This is a genomic window from Variovorax nitratireducens (genome assembly GCF_051216545.1).
In the GTDB taxonomy this organism is placed as follows: domain Bacteria; phylum Pseudomonadota; class Gammaproteobacteria; order Burkholderiales; family Burkholderiaceae_C; genus Variovorax.
On the sequence record NZ_JBPJZO010000012.1, the window covers coordinates 69,540 to 86,734 of the forward strand.

Below are 17,195 nucleotides of genomic sequence, written 5' to 3' on the forward strand. Positions count from 1 at the left end.
TTCTCGAAAGTGTATTGCCACTAGGGGTGCACAATCGGCAAGTCGTGGACAACCGGACGCTCATCCTCAAGCAGTACCGCCAGTACGAGTCTGTCCTGCGTAACCCGCAGAAAGGCCAGCCCGCTATCGACCCCGACCTTAAAAAAGCACTGATGGGCAAGTATGCTGAAGGGCGGAAAGGCAAAGGTGCCTTCAAATACATTGAGTCGCGGGCCGAAAGCGGTGCTCGCAGCTGCCCCTATTGCGGTCGCTCTGGTCTGGCTGGGACCGCCGACCACTATTTGCCCGAAGAGCACTTTCCGTGGTGGGCGGTGTTCTCGCGCAACCTCGTTCCATCCTGCCAGCAGTGCCAAGGCGCCAAAGGTGATCGCTACGCCCCTGCAACCGGCGTCCGACCTTTTCACCCGCTTGTCGACCGATTCGGTGATGCACACATGCTCTCGATTCGCCCGATCTTCCAGGGCGCGGACCTAGCGGCCGTGACCTTTGAATTCGGATCAGTTGCCGACCGCCGCTTCCGGCGCAAAGAGCGTAAGCGCCAGAAGCACCTATTTGATCGCCACCGAGCGTTTTTTAGGGAAACGCGAGGGGATGTCCTCACCGCCTGCCGTTCCGCGCTCACGGACATCCGGATCGCCCTGAACAAAGCAACGATGAACGGCGAGCCACCCTTAGCATCGTTGAAAGAACAACTTGTGCAGGTAATGTCCTTCGAACAACACGCCACTCATGGGCCCTTGCACATTGGCCTTTTGCGGCGCCTTTGTGCGGACCCATTTTCGGTCCGGGATCTTGTGGCTACGGACCTTCCCCCTCGGGCCAAGACGCAAGGGGGAGTCTTCAATTTCCTTGCCTTGCGTTAAGAGGCCCCGAACATGTCCCTTCAACGCAAGCGTTGGGATTTTTACAGGGTGTTCTGTCAGGTCAGTTTGTGGGTAGCTTGCACGGCTAGTACATGTGCGTTGAAGGCATTTATCGAGCAGCAGTGTTCGCTTCACCGATCAGGGCCGTCGCTTCGCGAGAAAGCGCTGGTGCGCGGCAAGTTGCCTGAAGCCTCTCGTGCTTGAGCGACGAATGGGTTTGCGCGCGTTTCAAAGCGCTGCTTACCGAACAGACGATTCCCAGGATCATCGCATCGCCTATATAGATGTACTTCAGGCTCAGGTTTGCGGGGCAGGTCGCAGATGCTGAGAGTGGGCTGTTCTACAACTACTTCCGTAGCTACAACCCGACCACCAGGCGCTATGCACAAACTGACCCCATCGGCCTTGATGGGGGGATGGAATCGGATCAACTATGCGAATGTCAATCCGTTGAAATTCAAGATCCACTGGGCCTGTTTGGATACGCGGAACACAACTGGATCACGTCGCAGGCATTGGATGGCGACATGTCGTTCCCGGGCTTGGATACGCAAGTTGGAGGCGTTGATTTCCTGCCTGGAAGTCAAGATACAGGCAACTCCTTCTGGCATGCGATGCGTGACGGCAGGGCCGGCCAATCAGCTCAGGATGCTTCCAGGCTGTTCGATCACTATGTCGACGACAACATCAAATCTTGCACTCAAAAGGGCCTTGCTCGCGCGTTGCACGCCGGCCAAGACAGCTCCGCCACTGGGCACAGGAATTTCCAGCCTTGGTTCGGGGGTGTTCCTGGTTCAGCGCATTTGCGAGGAGAGGTGATGCCATCAAAGCGGTCGCTCGATGAGGCTAAAGGCAAGTCCCGCGATATCCTGCGTCGATACAAGGCCTCGTGCCCCTGCTAGGAGGATAAGCTCATGTCACTTCGCTTCAAACATCTACTCCTTGGTGCTTGCTGTGCCATTGGCATCGCCGCCACGGCGCACGCCGGCGAAAACTGCGCGCTTGTTGCACCACCGCGCGCTGCTGCCGTGAATGCCGACCACGGCTCCTTCCTCTTCGTCTTCCCTCGCAATGTCGAGGCAAGCTACAGCGGATGTCAGACCATGTGGAACGAGCGCGGCGCCACCGTGTTCGTTCTGAAGTTTGAGAGAGGAGTTCTCGCGTCCTACCAAGAGTTCGAGGAGCCGCGAAAGAAGGCGACGCTGACCTGCAAATACAGTGGTCATGCACTGAAGACGCGCTCCGACAAGTGTCCCGCCTATGAAGACGTTGGAGCAGGCTTCAGGACATTGCCGGAAGCCGACGAGCCACGTATCCCGGTTGAAGGCGATCCTCGAAAAGGCTGACTTCTATGCTCCTGATCGATTGGGAGCGCAGGAGATCAGGATCAGCATCGGCAAGTACCTCAGCGTCGTCGACATCCTCTTCGGAATCGTCAACGACGCGCCGGGCTACATCTGGGTGCCTGGAAAGGACCCGGTGCCAGTGGACTCAGGCTGGAAAGATGCCAAGCTGGACTTCACAGGGCCAAAGAAGGATCTACTCGTCGGCTTGGCCATGCGCGAAATGTCTGAGCTCGTCGAAGCCACAGCATCGGACACATGCTGCGGGCGCAGTCGGCGCCAGGAATGGGGTTGACCTGTCCTGCTTTCAGGAGCCGCTCCGAGGTCGCAGGCGCTGTGTGTTTAACGGGAGCGGCGGGAAGCCGAAGGGACATTCGTGTGCGGCAGATTCTTGGAAATCCTTGTCTCCAGTTGGACTGATGCAATGGAGTCGCGGCTACGCGCATTTGCCTTTCCCGTTTGATACGGAGTAGCCGGCATCGCCCTTGATTCGCCTTTTGCTCCCGACTCGAAGCGCTCGAGCGTGCGGACTACACGCGCCTGTGAGCCCGACACCGTTTCGTGAATGTCATGACGGGGACTAGCGTCGCGCAGCGCCTGGTTCATAGCCAGAGGCTGAGCCCAGCCCTTGCGATCGCGCAGATCGGTGTAGACCATGCGGTCGCCGCCGTCGATCACCGACACCCTCAGCGCAACCTCTTCCTTTGCCGTATCGCGCTGCTCTCGCAATTCTGGCGGTTGCGACAATAACAAGAAGTCTGACTTGCGAGCCGCATCGAGCGATCGTCCGGAAACCATCGCGGGTGTCTTTTCTCGACTCGACTCTTCCAGCCCGCTTCCGGCCGCATTCGCAGGTCGCACATCGAGCGTCAGCTCACCCGGCAAAACGCTACGCGGTGGCTTCATCGATTGCCTTCGTGGGCACCTCTGCACCGACCAAGCCGATGCGGATGCTGTTCACCATGTCGGCGAGGTCGCCCATGGTCACGTCCCTGCGCAGCCCTATTGCAGCATCGCGCATCAGCTTTTCCACGGATGCAAGGCTCTTCGCCGCAAGGACGGCCGGGTCAGACTTTGGTGCCCGGCGCAGCATTTTCAGTTCGTCGATCCGGATCTCGGATGCGCGTTGCTCCTTGCCCTCCTTGTCCGTCCAGCGCGTGGTGCGCGGCCGACCCTCGACATAGACTTCGCTCCCCTTCGTGAGGAACTCGAGCGCGACCTCCGCCAGCCGGTCGTAGCAAACCAACTGATGCCACTCCGTGTGCTCGACAACTTCGCCGGAGGCGCGGTCTGTCCAGAACTCATGCGTCGCCAGGCTGAAAGTGGCAAAGCCACCCTTCGCACTCTGCCCCGATTCCGGATCGCGGCCGAGCCGTCCGATCAATTGAATCCGATTCATCGCCTTCTCCTTCGTCAGAGAGCCGGTATCTGGCTCTCGATCCTGCGCTGGACGCCACCTCACCGCACGACCGACAGCGCATACATCGGGTCGTAGTAGATCGCCGGCACATGCCGGCCCAGTTCTCTGTCGAACACCAGCTGCACAACGACGTGCACCAGCGTGTGCAGCAACCGCAGGATCTCGTCGAGCGCGAGGCTCCGCCCTTCGTCCGACGCCTTGATCAGCAGCGCGATGCGCACGAACGCCTCCTGGGGCGAATTGGCATGGACGGTGGTGATGCCACCCGGGTGGCCCGAGTTGAGAACGTTCTGCACGTAGTAGAAAGTTTCGTCACCGCGGAGTTCGGCCAGCAGCACGCGGTTCGGCGTCTTGCGCATCACGGCCTGGAGCACCTGCTTGGCCGTGGCGCCAACCACCCGCTCGCCGGCGTGACCGTCACGACGGTAGAACAGCGCCTGCGCATTGGGGTGATTCCGAAGTGGCATCTCCGGCGTGTCTTCCACGGTGATCAGCCGCTCCCAGCTCGGGATGAGTTCGATGAGCGCGCGGATGAATGAGGTCTTGCCGCTGCCGGTCGCGCCCGAGACGATGGTGTTCTGGTGGCTGCGCACCGACTGCGCCAGAAACGCTGGCCAGTCACCCGCTTTCGCGAGATCCCACAGCTCGACCTGCGCGGGCTCGAGCTGCGCCAGGAGCCGGGCCCGGTCGTCGTCAGTCAACGACGCCGAATGCACATGCCGCGTGTGGGCGAAGTACCGCTGCTCGACAAACTGCCCCAGCTCGAACGACTGGCTCGTGTGCTTGCGCAGGTTCAGATAGATCATCCCGCGCGCCGCCGTCGGCGGCATCGTCATCTCGATCCGCTCTCCACCGGGCAGGTACGCCGACAGGATCGGATCGCCCTCGTCGAATGGCTTTTGCGAGATGTTCGCCAGGAAATTGCCCAGCGCCTGCAGGTACTCGAAGCTGATCGCTGGCGCTGTCACCTGCTCCCAGATGCCGCGCTTCCATAGTTGGACGATGCCCGGTGCGTTCACCGCCACCTCGTTCACGCTCGGATCAGCCAGCCAGCCCTCGAAGGCCCGCAGGTGCGCCAGAATGGAAACGTACTTGTCGGAAGCGCCCACGTCCGTCCTCCTCAGTTGGCCGACGCCGCCGGCCGCAGTTCGTACACCGTCGAGAAGTCGACGTCGCGTGCGACGAAGATCTTGATGATTTCCCCCTGGTTCTTGTAAAGGCTGGGTTTCAGCTGGCTTCCCTGCTTGAGCATTTCCTCGACGATCGACTTCGTCGTGCTGCCGGTGTTGCTCAACTGCGAAAGCGTTCCCTGCGAGCCGATGTTGTAGGTATCGCCGTAGCTGTTACCGCTGGCGCGCTGGGAGGCACGCGCATCGTCGCGCGCGATGTAGATCTGCTTGGCATCCTCGAACAGCGAGAAGAACACCGCGCCGGCGAAGCGCTCGAACCACTTGTTGTCGACATAGCCAGAGGTTCCGGCGCGCCCGAGCGCATCCGTCCCCGGCGAGTTCAGCTGCACCGACACGAAGTTCGGCGTGACCGCCCGTGACCAGAGTGTGAAGATCGTCGTCTGGCCCGCCTGCAGTCCCTGGGTGTACTCCCCTTCCATCGTGGTGCCGGCTTCCATGAGTACGACCTTGCCGTCCATCGACATCACGGGCGCGCTGAGGATGCACTTGAGGAAGCCAGGCTGATCCGTGAGGATCGCCGTCAGCAACGTGCAATCCGGCAGGGTTCCCTTGGCGAGCGTCATCGACGGGTTGCGGTTGATCGTCGCACTGGTGCCGGGCGTGATCGTGGCGGAAAGGGCGCTGGCCAGGGCGTTGGTACCGCCCTGCGGTGTCGAGGCGCCCGGCAGCCCGACATTGGTCACCGCGGCGCCCAGCTGCGCCGCAGCGGCGACGCTGGGCTGCGCCACCGCCAGGTTGATGGCGCTCTTGCGCCTGCGCTCCCGGATGCGGTCTTCTTCCGATATGCCACCCTGCCCAGTGGGCTGGGCCGCATCGGCCTTCTTCTCCGGCTCGGGGCAGTTCAACCCGATCGGCAAGCGCAGCCCACCGGGACACTCGACATACGACGGTGCTGCTGACGGCGGGCCGAGGGAGAGCGGAACCTTGACCTCTGGCGCCGACAGCGGACGACCGTCGTTCTGTGCATCCGTCTTGGCCGGTGCCGGCGCGCCGAACAGCCCGAAGTAGTTGTTCTTGCTGGCGATCCCGAAAAGGATCAGCAGCGCCGCCACGCCCGAGGTCGCAACCAGGATGAGTTTCTGCCCAGGCGCGACGGCGCGCTTTCGCTCGACCAGGCCCTCTCGCTCCTCCTCCGCAACGGGTGCTTCCTGCTTCTGCTCGAACATCATTCGCCTCCGGGTTCGCGGATTGCCCGCTGCACCTTCCCGCTGGCCGTGCCCGTCGGCGCCGACTGGATCGGCAGGGTCGGCGAACGGTTGGTGATGCCTGCGACCAGCGCGCCTCGGCGCAGGATCACCCGCTTCACGACGCGATGCAGAACCATCGTGTCTTCCTCGACGTGGTAGTCGACCAGGCTCTCGGTGCCGTCCGGCTCGATGATGAAAGCCCCCGGCATCGGATTGGCCGCCGAGAACAGCATGAAGGTCTGCCGGCCGTTGTCGTGCATGGACAGCGGCTGCAGCTCTTTCGGGCCGACGATCCAGTAGTCGTAGTTGAGATTGCCTTCGAGCCCGGACGCCTTGAGATCCGCCTTCATCCGCTTGCGGTCGGCCTCCTGCTTCGCGAGCGCAAGCGCCTCTGGCGTCGTGGCATCGCCCTCCGGATATTGCAGCCGAACCCAGTACGCGACATTGCGCGCCGTCCGGCTGGTGGTCTTGAGCTGGAACAGGTAGCTGCGCCGGTTCGTGAAGAGCGTCAGGTTCGTGTCCGCCTTGACGTCCTTGGGCTTGATCACGAACAGGTTGCCGTTGATGGCGGCGTGCCAGGCGTCGCGATCCCCCATGGCAAAGTCCTTGATCTCTTCCTTCTTGCTGAGCTCGATCGTCGTGACGACGCCCTCGGCCGCGGCGATGCGGATGATGTTGTCGCCGGTGAAACGCACGGTCTGGATGCGGGCGTCGCTGGCCGACGGCACTGTGGCGACCTCGGCGTGAGTCAAACCTGCGGTGCAGGCCAGACATGCGACCGACAACAAGCGGGCGGGCACTTTCATCGCGCGACCGCCTGAGGCATCCCAACGTTTGCCGGGGTGATCGACGCAGCGGGAGCGGGGACGGATCCGCCCTGCCCTGTTGAACCTGGTGCCGGAGCGCTCAGCACCTGGGGCACACCTTCCTGATCCCGCCGGTAGTTCACGGCGCAGAAGCCGAACGCGTTCACGTGCAGGTCACGAATCTGCGAGGGAATGTTGGCGTGCTCGTAGCGCACCGTGAGGGTGGAGATGTACCGCGTGCGCACGGGCGGCGCGACACCACGGGTCACCGTCTTGTCGAACCTCACTTGCGCGACCCGCAAGTCGTCCTGGTCGGTCGGCAGGAACGTGATGTTCTGGATCTCAACGCGCTCCGAGTCGGTCGGGCTCATCGTCTTCACGGGCGACTGCGCGTTGATCTCCGGGTTGAAGTAATTCTCCCAATCGGCGCGCACCGGCCCGCAGGACATCAAATAGGCCGTCTTGTAGTTGGCCTCAGCCTCGCCGCGGGTGAAGCCTTCGCGCGCCAGGACGTAGCGAGCGACATCCGAGAGAATGATCTTCTGGTCGCGATCGCGGCCGACATTCACGATCTCGCCCGGCGCCTGCACGTCGTACGCGCCGGTGGCGTTGTCGACGCGGATGATCGCCGGGACGAACTGCTTGAGCGGCAGGAGCACGCTCACACTCAGGACGCTGACCCCGCAAAGGATGCCGCACGCCCACGCGATCTTGCCGTTGCGTGACGCGCGGCGTTCGAGGTCGAGACGCGCCTGGGTGTCCCAGTCGAGCGCCTTGGCGAAGTAGGTCTCCTTCTCAGTCACTTGACCGCCTTGCTGACTTGAGAGCGATTGATCGGGCGCTCCTCACCCGATGGCCAGCCAGGAGGTGGCTTCGGGCCACTGCAGCCGGAGAGGGCCAGAGCAAGCAAGGCGGCTACTACTTTCAGGCGCGGTGTCACGGATCGCCTCCTATCTGGCTTTTGATCTGCTGAGAAGCGACTTCGCATGCGTCAGATGCGTCAGACCCGCCCCGAATGACCCTCCGCTTCCATTGGTGAGCGACGAGCACATCGTTGGGATCTGAAGAAACATGAAGAACATCGCCAGCGAGATGAGCAAGATGGGGATACAGATTGCGGCGACGTTCAGGCCTTCGCCACTCGCACCCAGGAGGCGCGCGACCATTGCCAACACGCCTCCGCCACCAACACCGCCCAACGTGGTATTGAGCTTCCCGACGTAGCTGTGCACGATGCCGATGAACATGAAGATGAAGAGCCCCGAGAACACGTGATAGAAAATAAAATAAAGCGCCGTGTTCAACCACGAATAGAAGTAGTTGCGTGTCTGAGGCAAAACCAGCGCCAACACGAAGAACGGACCAACGGCCAGCACCATGCTCAGACCGAGCTTCGAGAAGATGATTGAGAAGAGCGCAACTGCAAGAAGCAGGTAGACGGCGACGATGACGAGCACGCCCATCAGGAAGAGCGCAATGGCCGGCCCGAAAGCAAGTTCCTTGATCAGCTTGGTTCCGGCCATGAACATGGCAGAGACCAAATCCACCACCTTTTCGTTCACCTGGCCCAGTAGATCCGGTGCACTGCCTGAAGTGGCGCTCAACGCCCGCGTTAGTTCGGAAGGAAGATTGAAGAGGGGCGTGGCCACCCAGGACAGGTAGCCATTCCCCATGACGTACAACACCACCATGAAGCCGACAAACTTGAGCAGCCAGTCGGTGATCGGCATTGCCACCTTGCCCTCGATGATCAGATAGCACCAGATCAGCATGCAGATGCCGAGCAACACCCAAGCGATGGGGATGACGTAGCCAGAAATCCCGGCCGCTGCGCTTTGATAGAACCCGGTCAGGGCACGCTCAAAGTTGTTGTAGATGTCGCCAATGATGTTGTCGGCCACGGCGAGCTCTCCATCAGAACCTGATGCTGATGGGCTTGGACAGCTTTCGCACCTCGTCCTGGGCATTGCATGCGGACAAGCGCTTTCCGCGCTTCTCAACCTCAGCGCTGCAGGCGCTGTTGAGTTCGGTCAGTGGGCCCAGATTGCCTTTGTCTGCTTCGGCTGCGATGTACCTTGGGTCGAACTTTGCTGCTTCGACTGGCGCTTCCTGCTTGCCACAGCCGGCGAGCACCAACACGCAAGCGACCACGACTGCCTGGATAAAAGATTGCTTCTTCATGATTTCAGAACCGGATGCCACCAGCAGACCCACGGGTCATGCCGGCGTTGAAGTTGTCGATGGCTGACTGCTGCTGAAGGCGCCGATCCGCTTCTTCCATCGCCTGAATGGTCGACAGCTTGATCTGCTCGTTCTGCATGCGCACCGTTTCCACCTGGATGCGAGCCTGCACTTCCGAGATCGCCTTCTGGTCGGTCGAAGAGTTGATCGAGCCGACGAAGTTCTGCAGGTTGCGGATGTTTTCCGAGGCCTTGCGGTAACCCATATCGCCGATCTGCTTCTGCAGCGCCAACTGCTGCCACTGCTGCGTGCAGGCCGAGCGCATGGTGGCGTCGCTGTTCAGCTCCGCGCACGACTTCAGCTGATTCGCGCGAACGATGTCACTCAAGGAACCCGAAATCCCCGCGAACGACCCACTCCCGTTCTTCAAGCTCTGCACTGCGCCGACATAGTCCTGCGGCAGGTACTGCGTCAACAAGTCGTTGTTCATCAGGCTCCCGAGATTGCGCATGCCCTGCAGGGTGCCGTAGACCTGCTTCATCTGGTCGAGCTGATCGCTCATGGACTTGAGCTGCTCCGTCCACTTCATGATCGTCTCGATCTGGTTCATGGTCGCGGGGATGTCGCTCGTGACGGTCACGGGGATCTGGGCATGGGCGCCGCCAGCGAGGCCGGCACAGACCACTAGGCCAAACATGAACTGCTTCGCGCGCTTGAACAGCTTCATCACACTCTCCTTTCCAGATAAGATGGCAACCAGTGGGTGGGATCGGGGCCCAACTCGTCGATGACGGCGTGCATGACGTCGACGTTGTCGAGGCTCGCGGACAGGACGGACAACATGTCCTCCATGCCGCTCAGATCCAGCTTCACGACCACCGACTCGGCACCCTTCTTGAGCAGGAACTGCCCCGAGTTCTCGGGGGTGTGCTTGATGAGATGGAATTCGCGCGGCGTGAGCTTCAGCCCGTCGATGTAGTCGGCCTGCTCGGCCTCTCCGTTCGGCAGCAGGAGCTGCGTCGGGAACTGCGACAAGAGAGTGCTGCCCAGCGGCGAGCGGCTGATGTCGCTCGGCTCCTGAGTGTCGAGTCCGATCACGCCGTCTTCCTTGCGGATCGTCTTTCCCTTGTTCTCGATGAAGGTCTGCATGAGCGGATCCTTCAATGCACGCCAGGCCTCGGCGATGTCGATGATGTGCGGCGCGCCAGAAGCGTTCTGCGCGATCTTGTGCGTGAGGTAGCGCAGGATCGGCGTGCGAGCTTCCTCGATGTCGAGGAAGTTCGTCATGTCGAAGCCGAAGGTGTGCGAGCCGTCCAGGTCGAAGCGATCCTGCGCGTTGTCGAGCACCCAGGCGAACGCGCCGTCATCGCACCAGCGACCGAGCGCCTGGTACAGACTGTTCTCGCGGTGGGTCGGCAGCGCATCGCGCACACGCGCGTAGCGGCGGTGTTTCGGTTCGAGTTCGTAGACCTGCCGGATGCTGCGCAGCAGATCCTCTTCGTCCTTATGCGTCATGGCGTACTTGCCGTCGAACTGCGCATTCCAGGACATGATGCTGAGGATCACCGAGATGTTCTCGGCGGTTGGGGGCATCGAAAAGGGGTTCATGCCCGTCGGCTCGCCGCCCGCGATGCGAAAGTAACGTCCGCCCATGGCCCGGATGCAGATCTCTTCGCCGTAGTCCTTGTCGAAGCTGAAGATCTTCAACGGCTTGCCGCTCGCCATCGCCCGCTTGCGCGCGAGCAGACGCAGCGCCAGCTTGAGCACCGTCTTGCCGCCGCCCGAGCGGCCGATGATCTTGTAGTTGCCGAGCTCCTTGCGGTGCGCTCTCGGAACCGGCACATCCCCGTGGTCGTTGGCCGCTTCGTCTTCGTCCGGATCGGCTTTCGCGGGCTCCTCGTCATAGTCCAGCCGGATGCCCTGTTCCAGCAAACGGTTGCGGCTCACGTGGAAGTTGAAGAAATAAGGGCCACCCGCTGCCGTCTTCATGAGCGCGATCGGGGCGCCCCACTGGCTGCCGCCGGCGTTGCCGCGCGGGTGGTTGTGCATCGGGAAGAACTTGGAGAAGTTCTTGCTGCTGATCGGCATCGCCCGGATGCGGCCGTACTTGAAGTTGCCCGGCAGCGTGCTGAAGTAGGTGCAAATCAGCGCCCCTCCCCGCTCGCGCGAGGTGTTCATGCTCTTCTGGTCGAGCAGCGTGACGGCGGCGTTGACGTTCTGGTTGAGCTCCTTGATGGAGTCGCCGTAGACGACGAGGATCAACTCGTGCTCGAACATCGAGAACTTGCCTGCCTGCAGCTGGGTGCGCGCCGCGGCCACCTCCTTCATCTGCTCCTCGTTGTCACTGGTGCTCTTGATCTTGTTGTACTGGGTTTTCAGGAGCGCATCGGCCTTGTCGAAGGCCATCACGGTCACCGACTGGGTCAGCACGAACTCGAAGGACGAGGACAAGAGGCCGTCGAAGACCTTGGAGTCCAGCTGCTCGGCGCGATAGGGCGCGACGAGCGTGAGCACCGCCGCAAAGCGGGATCCCGATACCCCTTCGATCTCGACCGTCTCGGCGCCGAAGTTGAGCGCTGCCGCCTGCAGGCTCTGGCTGAGTTCGTGTGCATCGAGGCGGATGCGCCGGTTCGCGTTGTTCAGCACGCGGCAATAGAACTCGGCCGTGCGGGAGCACAGCACCCCCTGGTTCGCGTACGTCCCAAGGAGCCGCGGGTGGTACCGCTTCAGGCTGGCCATCAGTTGCGCCGACAGCTTGGAAAGCTCGTCGCGCGCACGCAGCCGCAGTTCCGTCATGCCCTCGCTGCCCCGCTTGGACAGGCGGATGCTGGTGCGATCGGCCCGGTTGCCGGCCAGCCGGTAGACCGACGAGACGAACAACTGGTTGACGAAGTGCTGTTCGCCATCGAACTTGCGGGCGTACTGTTTCGCAAACTCCGTGCTGAGGTCGTTGTCGTAGCCGATGCCCGAGAGGTCGTAGCGCACCCGACGGCGCTCCACGTGCGTCCAGAGCGCCACGTTCGGGCTGCGCGCGATGTTGTTGATCGCGGAGAACCACTGCTGGTTGAGGTTGTCGAGCTCCTTGTGGCCGATGGTCTCGAACGACAGGCCCTGCACCTCGATCGTCTGGGTCAGATCACCTTCGTAGGTCACCACGGTGTGGTCGTCGATCTGCTGGGAGTACGGCAGGCAACTGGCGACGCTGCGCTCGGCCTTGATATTGGGGATTTTGGGGACGGCCGACATCAGTGCACCTGGCGGCGGGCGTGTCTGCCCCCATGGCGACTGACGTGCGGGCTGAAGCTCACGACGCCGGCACCATGGGTGTTCTTGTTCTGCACGAACCAGCGATGCCGGTAGCTGGCAACGAGATCGCGCACCCAGAACGGGTTGTCGTTGGTCTTGAGCACCAGCACGAGGTGCAGCGGCAAGAGGAGCAGCGTCCAGAACCCGAAAACGCGCATGCCCAGCAGCAGCACCATGCACTCGGCGCCGAAGACCGGCAGCGGCACATAGGCCTGCAGCACCGGAGCCTGTGGCCCGCGGTAGATCACCGCGCGCTCGAGCGCCGGCTCCTCGTGGCGAGTGTCGATGTCGGTCATGACCGGCTCAGAGGTTCGAAATCCCGGAGGCAGAGCCGCCCACCATGTCCTTGACGAACTGGATGATCCCGACGACGGCGAATGCGAGTGCCGTGCCGAGCAGTGACTGGAAGAAGATCTTCTTGGGATCGTCGCGGCCGAGCCAGTTGCCGGTGACCCAGTTCAGCAGGGTCAAGAGGCAGGCGATCGCGCCGATGACCCCGACGACGCCGTAGATCACGTTGAAGATGTTGACGCCGGCCTGTTTGAGGCTCTGCGCCATCACGGGGTCGACCGCCATCGCCAGGGCGCCCGCCGCACACACGAGCCGCGCGCAGGCGGCAGCGCGTCGTGCGCTCGTCAGGTCAACTCTTTGCAGCGGTGCGATGAACTGTTCCAGCATGAAATCTCCGTTGGGTGAAATGAATGGCGATGCGTGTGTGATGAGTGCCGGCCGTCAGAAGCCCGCGCGATGGCCGGATTTCTCGAAGATCTCGAGCGATTCGCCCGGGCGACTTGGAGCAGGTGGCGGCGCCTCGCGCAGCGCTGCGACGCTGAGCGCCGCGCTCGGGGTTCCCGCGCCCGTTGCGGGCAGCGGCGCCGACGCACCAACCGGCGCAACGCCCCGGCCGAGTTGAACCGTCGGCGGGGCGCTGCTCATGTACGCGAAGATGCGGCTCGCGTAGTCGTCGCTGATGCTGCGGTCGACGCCGCCCGAGTTGTAGCCACGCAGTGCCGCCCAGATCGCCGCGACGCCCGAGTACCCCGAAGCGGATGCGCGGTGATAGAAGTTCCAGAGAATCTTCTGGCCGACGCCCAGGTTCTGGCAGGCATCGAACGCCTGCTCCCAGCTCATGCCGTAGAGCGCGACGTTGCTCACGTGGATCTGCGCGAGACCCACCGAGAACTTGCGGCCCGCGGCGGCGAGCGACTTCGCGGTCGCAACGGCCTCCTCGACGGTGGACGGCTGCTTGACGACCCCCTGCGCCCGGTCCATGCCGATCGCCAACGGCTGCCAGGCGGACTCGGTTCGCACCAGCGCCTGCATCAGGACGGGCGAAACTTGCGGTGCGCATTGATCCAGCAGCGCGGCCATCGCTACCATTGCATTTCTCCCCAAGAATTCACTTCAGGTGCGCTTGCCAGGTGCCTGTCCATGAGCTGCGTCCAAAAAGCGAACAGGTTTTGTAAAACAAACAACTTATTGAACGGGTGGTGAAGTACATGCAGAATGATTTGCATAACAAATCATGTATTGATCTGAGATGTTCTGTTTGACAAGACTATGCCAGCGGCCGCAGAACCGCGCACCCGAAATTACAAACTGAGACAAACAAGCCACCGATGAGCCAGACCTTGCCCCCGGACGAAGATTCGCCTTCCCACGCTGCGCAGCTGGTGCGCGCGCTCCTGGAGCGACACGGCCTTCCCAAGCACCGGCACGCCTCCTTCGTCGGCGAGTTCTTCCATCTGTCGCGGGCGGCCTCCCACCAGCGCGTCAACAAGAGCTCGGCTTGGACGCTCGATGACTTTCAGGCGCTGGCAAACCGGTTCGGCGAATCCCTCGCGCAGGTCTTAGGCGCCGTCTCGCCCGCCGAATCCGGCAGCAGGGCGACGCTGCGCGTCGGTGGCATGGAGATCGGCTGCAGGATCTGGCTTGCCGATGAAGAGGCAGTAGAGGCGGACGAGTCATCGACGCAGCGCGGTGCGCTCGTGGCGATGGAGAAGGCGGGGGTTTACGTGGTCGTCCCTGCCACAGCGGCTGCGGGCGGGGATGCAAAGCGCATCACACGCCTCGTGATCGGGCAAGACGACACGCCGGCGCCGCGTGTGGCGGTGTTCGACGATGAACGCGACGTGGCGAATTCGGTGTGCGCTGGGCTGCGCGCGGCGGGCATCGATGCGGTGCCCTATTACGTGGCCGAAGAGCTTCTCGCGGACATACCGCAAGGCTTGTTCGACGGGTACGTGGTCGATTGGCTGCTGCCGAACAACGAGACGGCCGTGCCCCTGCTTGCGGCCGTGCGCGACCTGCCCGACCACCGGGCCGCGGTGCTCTTGTCCGGCAAGACCCGAAACGGCACGGCAGACCCCCGCGAGGTCGGCGAGGCGACAACCCGCTTCAAGGTGCAGATGGTGGAGAAACCGGTTCAGCCCCCGATGCTCGTTTCCGCCCTCGTGACCGATGGCCTAAATTCCACCAGACGCGCAGGCCCTCGACCGGTTTTATCAGAACCTCGTCGAACAGACCCTCGGGAATCTGCGGCCGGGCGGCGGTGATCGCCACGATGTAAGTGTGCTGGTTGGGCCCGGGATCGCGACGAATCCGATGCGCCAGTTCCACGCCGCCAATCTCCGGCAGGTCGAGATCGAGGAACGCGGTTTCGTACGCGTGTTGCCCCAGCATCGTCGCCGCCTCTGCGCCGGATCGCGCGATATGACAGGGGTGTCCGAACCGCTCGACCAGAGCGGCGACCGATGCGGAAATATCGGCCTGGTCGTCCACCACCAGCACCAGTCCATCCGGCGTCGCGTCCGATGGCACCTCGTCGGGATCCTCGAAGAGCACCGGGACGGTCACCGTGAACCGCGTGCCCTCCCCCGCCTTGACCTCGACGTCGACCCTGCCTCCGAGATGGTCCACCACGGTACGCACGACCGTCAGGCCCACGCCCGAGCCGTCCTTGCGGGGTCTCAGTTCCTCTTCGCGCGACAAAGGCTTTTGCAGGCTCTCGACGCCGCGCTGCGGCAGGCCTGGTCCGGTGTCCGTGATGACGAACACCAGTTGCCCTGCCGACTCGTGCGGCGCATTCAGCGCCAATGACACCTCCCCGGTCTTGGTGTATTTCACCGCGTTGCTCACCAAGTTCGCCAGCACCTGGCTGATGCGCTGAACGTCGGCGCGCACGAAGACAGGCTGCTGAGGCACGCTTGTCGAGAACTGCAGACCCTTCTCGCGGGCGGCATGGGCTGCGACCTCGGCAACGTCTTCCACAAGCGAGGTGGCTTCGAACGATTCCGGATTGATCTCGAGGCGACCGGCTTCGCCGCGCGCGATCGTTAAGAGATCCCGCAGCTGCACCCCGAGCATCAGTGCGGCGCGCCGGACCCGGGCCACCGCACTGCGGCGCTCGGCCGCCGGCGTGCCCAGGTCGAGCAGATCGACCGAGGACACGATGACCTGTAGCGGGGAGCGCAGTTCGTGACTCACCATGCTCAGGAACTGGGCCTTGGTGTTGATCGACTGCTGCAACTGCGCCTTGGCGAGCCGCTCCGAATCGAGCGCTTCCAGTCTTTCCCGGGCGAGTCTGCGATCCCTGCGCTGGGCAAGGAGGATCCAGGCCAGCCAGCCGAGGATCAGCGCGACCATGACCAGCGCATACAGCCTCCTCTGGCGAAGCTGCTCGAACAGCCGGGTGCGCCCTTCCTGTTCACGCTGGCGGGCGGCATTGGAGAGCGATGCAACGGTCGTGTCCATCGCATCGAAGGCCTTCAGAACCTCCCGGGCCTCTGCCGCCGAGAATTCGCTCGCTGTCACGGCCCGGCTGACGCCGCGGTCGAAATCAGCGATGGCCGCGGCGTGCCGGTCGAAGCCCGGCAACGAGCGCAGCCAGTCGTGCGTGGCGGACGGCTCGGTCAGCAGCTTGCCCCGGGACACCAGGATGTCCGTGCGCAGCAGAAGCTCCTGCGTGTCCTGCGGATCGACCGAAGGATCCGCCGTCTCCTGTGCGGCAGCCCCTGCGATCTTGAGGAGTTGCTCGCGAAGTTTTCCGAAATGGATCTGGTATTGGGATGCGGACCAGTAGAAGCCGTCGGCCGGCTCGTCTGAAGGCAAGCCCGCATCGTTCGCCGGGAAACTCCAGAAGACCAGCGACAGGCACAGCAACGGGAACAACGCGATGACTGCGTACAACCGCCATCGCTTCGGCCATTGCGCCATCAGTTCATTCCACATCGATGCGACACACCTGCCAGGCCATGCGCGCTGCCATGCTGGGCGCACGCAGTTCCGGGCGCTGATCCCTCGGATAGACGATGAACAGCGGGCCGAAGTCACTGCGTTTCATCCGCACACCATTGCGGGTGTGCGCCAGGATCGGCGCATATTTGTCGAGGTCGCTCACGGGGATGGTGATGGCGTAGTCGTTGAGTGCATAGACCCGCAGCGTTTGCGCTGAGCCCGCCTTGAGGTTGAGTACCTCGCCGAGCAGCGGGCCCTCGAAGCGGCTGACCGGCGTCCAGTCGGTGGCGGTGACGATCACCGAGACGGGAAGCGCAAGTATCTGCGCCTCGGTGAACCGGGCGGCCTTACTTGTCGCGACCTCCGTGGCAGCCGTGGCAGCCGTGGCAGCCGTGGCAGAAAGCCTCAGTGAAAGGGGCGCGGGCGAGGCAAGCGCGCCAGCGGACGGTGATGCGCCTTTCGATGGCGATGGCGGCGAAGGCACTCCGCCGAGCGCCAGAAAAACGTCGCGCTCACATTGCGCCGACGTCGATGGCGACAGCGAGATCAGTAAGGCAGCAAGAACCCAACTGCCAAGGAACCCTTCACGTGCGGACATTTCGAGCAACTCCCGTCAAACGCAACGCGTCCCGCGTGAACAGAAACGACATCATGATCTGCAAC

General features: G+C 62.7%; 19 protein-coding genes and 1 pseudogene. 5 read left to right on the top strand and 15 right to left on the bottom strand.

Annotated elements, in window-relative coordinates; all coding sequences use genetic code 11:
• Nucleotides 1–44: 44 nt before the first annotated feature.
• From ACSFA8_RS22635 to ACSFA8_RS22650, 4 genes are all read left to right on the top strand, one after another.
• Nucleotides 45–863: a hypothetical protein gene (locus ACSFA8_RS22635; RefSeq protein ID WP_435481732.1), complete on the top strand. Its 819-nt coding sequence runs from the start codon at nt 45–47 to the stop codon at nt 861–863.
• 284 nt (nt 864–1,147) lie between these two features.
• Nucleotides 1,148–1,765, top strand: coding sequence for an RHS repeat-associated core domain-containing protein (locus tag ACSFA8_RS22640; protein ID WP_435481733.1), 618 nt, complete (start codon nt 1,148–1,150; stop codon nt 1,763–1,765).
• Between the two features lie 12 nt (nt 1,766–1,777).
• Nucleotides 1,778–2,209: a hypothetical protein gene (locus tag ACSFA8_RS22645; protein ID WP_435481734.1), complete on the top strand. Its 432-nt coding sequence runs from the start codon at nt 1,778–1,780 to the stop codon at nt 2,207–2,209.
• On the top strand, nt 2,184–2,501 hold the full coding sequence (locus ACSFA8_RS22650) for a hypothetical protein (RefSeq protein WP_435481735.1): 318 nt from the start codon (nt 2,184–2,186) through the stop codon (nt 2,499–2,501). The genes ACSFA8_RS22645 and ACSFA8_RS22650 overlap by 26 nt, the downstream gene beginning before the upstream one ends.
• Nucleotides 2,502–2,548: 47 nt before the next feature.
• On the opposite strand, the gene ACSFA8_RS22655 is transcribed toward ACSFA8_RS22650, so the two are convergent.
• From ACSFA8_RS22655 to ACSFA8_RS22715, 13 genes are all read right to left on the bottom strand, one after another.
• Complete coding sequence (locus ACSFA8_RS22655; RefSeq protein WP_435481736.1) at nt 2,549–3,112, bottom strand: hypothetical protein; 564 nt, start codon at nt 3,110–3,112, stop codon at nt 2,549–2,551.
• Complete coding sequence (locus tag ACSFA8_RS22660) at nt 3,096–3,605, bottom strand: single-stranded DNA-binding protein (protein ID WP_435481737.1); 510 nt, start codon at nt 3,603–3,605, stop codon at nt 3,096–3,098. Before ACSFA8_RS22660 ends, ACSFA8_RS22655 begins: the two co-directional genes overlap by 17 nt.
• 59 nt (nt 3,606–3,664) lie before the next feature.
• On the bottom strand, nt 3,665–4,735 hold the full coding sequence (virB11, locus tag ACSFA8_RS22665) for a P-type DNA transfer ATPase VirB11 (protein ID WP_435481738.1): 1,071 nt from the start codon (nt 4,733–4,735) through the stop codon (nt 3,665–3,667).
• 11 nt (nt 4,736–4,746) lie between these two features.
• On the bottom strand, nt 4,747–5,985 hold the full coding sequence (locus tag ACSFA8_RS22670; RefSeq protein ID WP_435481739.1) for a TraB/TrbI/VirB10 family type IV secretion system protein: 1,239 nt from the start codon (nt 5,983–5,985) through the stop codon (nt 4,747–4,749).
• A complete protein-coding gene (locus tag ACSFA8_RS22675) occupies nt 5,982–6,809 on the bottom strand; it encodes a TrbG/VirB9 family P-type conjugative transfer protein (RefSeq protein WP_435481740.1) in 828 nt (275 codons plus the stop codon). Before ACSFA8_RS22675 ends, ACSFA8_RS22670 begins: the two co-directional genes overlap by 4 nt.
• Entirely contained in the window at nt 6,806–7,612 is an 807-nt protein-coding gene (locus tag ACSFA8_RS22680) for a VirB8 family type IV secretion system protein (RefSeq protein WP_435481741.1), read from the bottom strand. Before ACSFA8_RS22680 ends, ACSFA8_RS22675 begins: the two co-directional genes overlap by 4 nt.
• Nucleotides 7,613–7,759: 147 nt before the next feature.
• Nucleotides 7,760–8,710 (bottom strand): TrbL/VirB6 family protein, encoded by a 951-nt coding sequence (locus tag ACSFA8_RS22685; RefSeq protein WP_435481742.1) that lies wholly within the window; start codon nt 8,708–8,710, stop codon nt 7,760–7,762.
• 13 nt (nt 8,711–8,723) lie between these two features.
• Complete coding sequence (locus tag ACSFA8_RS22690; protein ID WP_435481743.1) at nt 8,724–8,990, bottom strand: hypothetical protein; 267 nt, start codon at nt 8,988–8,990, stop codon at nt 8,724–8,726.
• Nucleotides 8,991–8,994: 4 nt separating this feature from the next.
• The gene (gene virB5 / locus ACSFA8_RS22695) at nt 8,995–9,717 is read right to left on the bottom strand and encodes a P-type DNA transfer protein VirB5 (RefSeq protein WP_435481744.1); all 723 of its coding nucleotides are present in this window, start codon (nt 9,715–9,717) and stop codon (nt 8,995–8,997) included.
• Nucleotides 9,717–12,236 (bottom strand): VirB4 family type IV secretion/conjugal transfer ATPase, encoded by a 2,520-nt coding sequence (locus ACSFA8_RS22700; RefSeq protein WP_435481745.1) that lies wholly within the window; start codon nt 12,234–12,236, stop codon nt 9,717–9,719. Before ACSFA8_RS22700 ends, virB5 begins: the two co-directional genes overlap by 1 nt.
• Nucleotides 12,236–12,592: a hypothetical protein gene (locus ACSFA8_RS22705; RefSeq protein ID WP_435481746.1), complete on the bottom strand. Its 357-nt coding sequence runs from the start codon at nt 12,590–12,592 to the stop codon at nt 12,236–12,238. The genes ACSFA8_RS22700 and ACSFA8_RS22705 overlap by 1 nt, the downstream gene beginning before the upstream one ends.
• A gap of 7 nt (nt 12,593–12,599) precedes the next feature.
• On the bottom strand, nt 12,600–12,974 hold the full coding sequence (locus ACSFA8_RS22710; protein WP_435481747.1) for a hypothetical protein: 375 nt from the start codon (nt 12,972–12,974) through the stop codon (nt 12,600–12,602).
• Between the two features lie 54 nt (nt 12,975–13,028).
• On the bottom strand, nt 13,029–13,667 hold the full coding sequence (locus ACSFA8_RS22715; RefSeq protein ID WP_435481748.1) for a lytic transglycosylase domain-containing protein: 639 nt from the start codon (nt 13,665–13,667) through the stop codon (nt 13,029–13,031).
• 248 nt (nt 13,668–13,915) lie between these two features.
• On the opposite strand from ACSFA8_RS22715, the gene ACSFA8_RS22720 reads away from it, so the two are divergent.
• On the top strand, nt 13,916–14,851 hold the full coding sequence (locus ACSFA8_RS22720; RefSeq protein WP_435481749.1) for a helix-turn-helix domain-containing protein: 936 nt from the start codon (nt 13,916–13,918) through the stop codon (nt 14,849–14,851).
• A 46-nt stretch (nt 14,852–14,897) separates the two neighbouring features.
• Here ACSFA8_RS22720 and ACSFA8_RS22725 read toward each other — a convergent pair.
• Together ACSFA8_RS22725 and ACSFA8_RS22730 are read right to left on the bottom strand one after the other, a co-directional pair.
• Nucleotides 14,898–16,526 (bottom strand): annotated as a pseudogene (locus ACSFA8_RS22725) (sensor histidine kinase); the annotation flags it as partial.
• Nucleotides 16,516–17,130 (bottom strand): putative pterin-binding protein, encoded by a 615-nt coding sequence (locus ACSFA8_RS22730; protein ID WP_435481750.1) that lies wholly within the window; start codon nt 17,128–17,130, stop codon nt 16,516–16,518. The gene ACSFA8_RS22730 and the pseudogene ACSFA8_RS22725, both read right to left, overlap by 11 nt.
• Nucleotides 17,131–17,195 lie beyond the last annotated feature (65 nt).

Bases quoted from the DNA above. Each gene is read 5' to 3' on its own strand.
- ACSFA8_RS22640 (WP_435481733.1), top strand. From the start codon at position 1,148: ATGTACTTCAGGCTCAGGTTTGCGGGGCAGGTCGCAGATGCTGAGAGT.
- ACSFA8_RS22655 (WP_435481736.1), bottom strand. From the start codon at position 3,112: ATGAAGCCACCGCGTAGCGTTTTGCCGGGTGAGCTGACGCTCGATGTG.
- ACSFA8_RS22675 (WP_435481740.1), bottom strand. From the start codon at position 6,809: ATGAAAGTGCCCGCCCGCTTGTTGTCGGTCGCATGTCTGGCCTGCACC.
- ACSFA8_RS22645 (WP_435481734.1), top strand. From the start codon at position 1,778: ATGTCACTTCGCTTCAAACATCTACTCCTTGGTGCTTGCTGTGCCATT.
- ACSFA8_RS22715 (WP_435481748.1), bottom strand. From the start codon at position 13,667: ATGGCCGCGCTGCTGGATCAATGCGCACCGCAAGTTTCGCCCGTCCTG.
- ACSFA8_RS22660 (WP_435481737.1), bottom strand. From the start codon at position 3,605: ATGAATCGGATTCAATTGATCGGACGGCTCGGCCGCGATCCGGAATCG.
- virB5 (WP_435481744.1), bottom strand. From the start codon at position 9,717: ATGAAGCTGTTCAAGCGCGCGAAGCAGTTCATGTTTGGCCTAGTGGTC.
- ACSFA8_RS22730 (WP_435481750.1), bottom strand. From the start codon at position 17,130: ATGTCCGCACGTGAAGGGTTCCTTGGCAGTTGGGTTCTTGCTGCCTTA.
- ACSFA8_RS22700 (WP_435481745.1), bottom strand. From the start codon at position 12,236: ATGTCGGCCGTCCCCAAAATCCCCAATATCAAGGCCGAGCGCAGCGTC.
- ACSFA8_RS22670 (WP_435481739.1), bottom strand. From the start codon at position 5,985: ATGATGTTCGAGCAGAAGCAGGAAGCACCCGTTGCGGAGGAGGAGCGA.
- ACSFA8_RS22690 (WP_435481743.1), bottom strand. From the start codon at position 8,990: ATGAAGAAGCAATCTTTTATCCAGGCAGTCGTGGTCGCTTGCGTGTTG.
- ACSFA8_RS22705 (WP_435481746.1), bottom strand. From the start codon at position 12,592: ATGACCGACATCGACACTCGCCACGAGGAGCCGGCGCTCGAGCGCGCG.
- ACSFA8_RS22720 (WP_435481749.1), top strand. From the start codon at position 13,916: ATGAGCCAGACCTTGCCCCCGGACGAAGATTCGCCTTCCCACGCTGCG.
- ACSFA8_RS22710 (WP_435481747.1), bottom strand. From the start codon at position 12,974: ATGCTGGAACAGTTCATCGCACCGCTGCAAAGAGTTGACCTGACGAGC.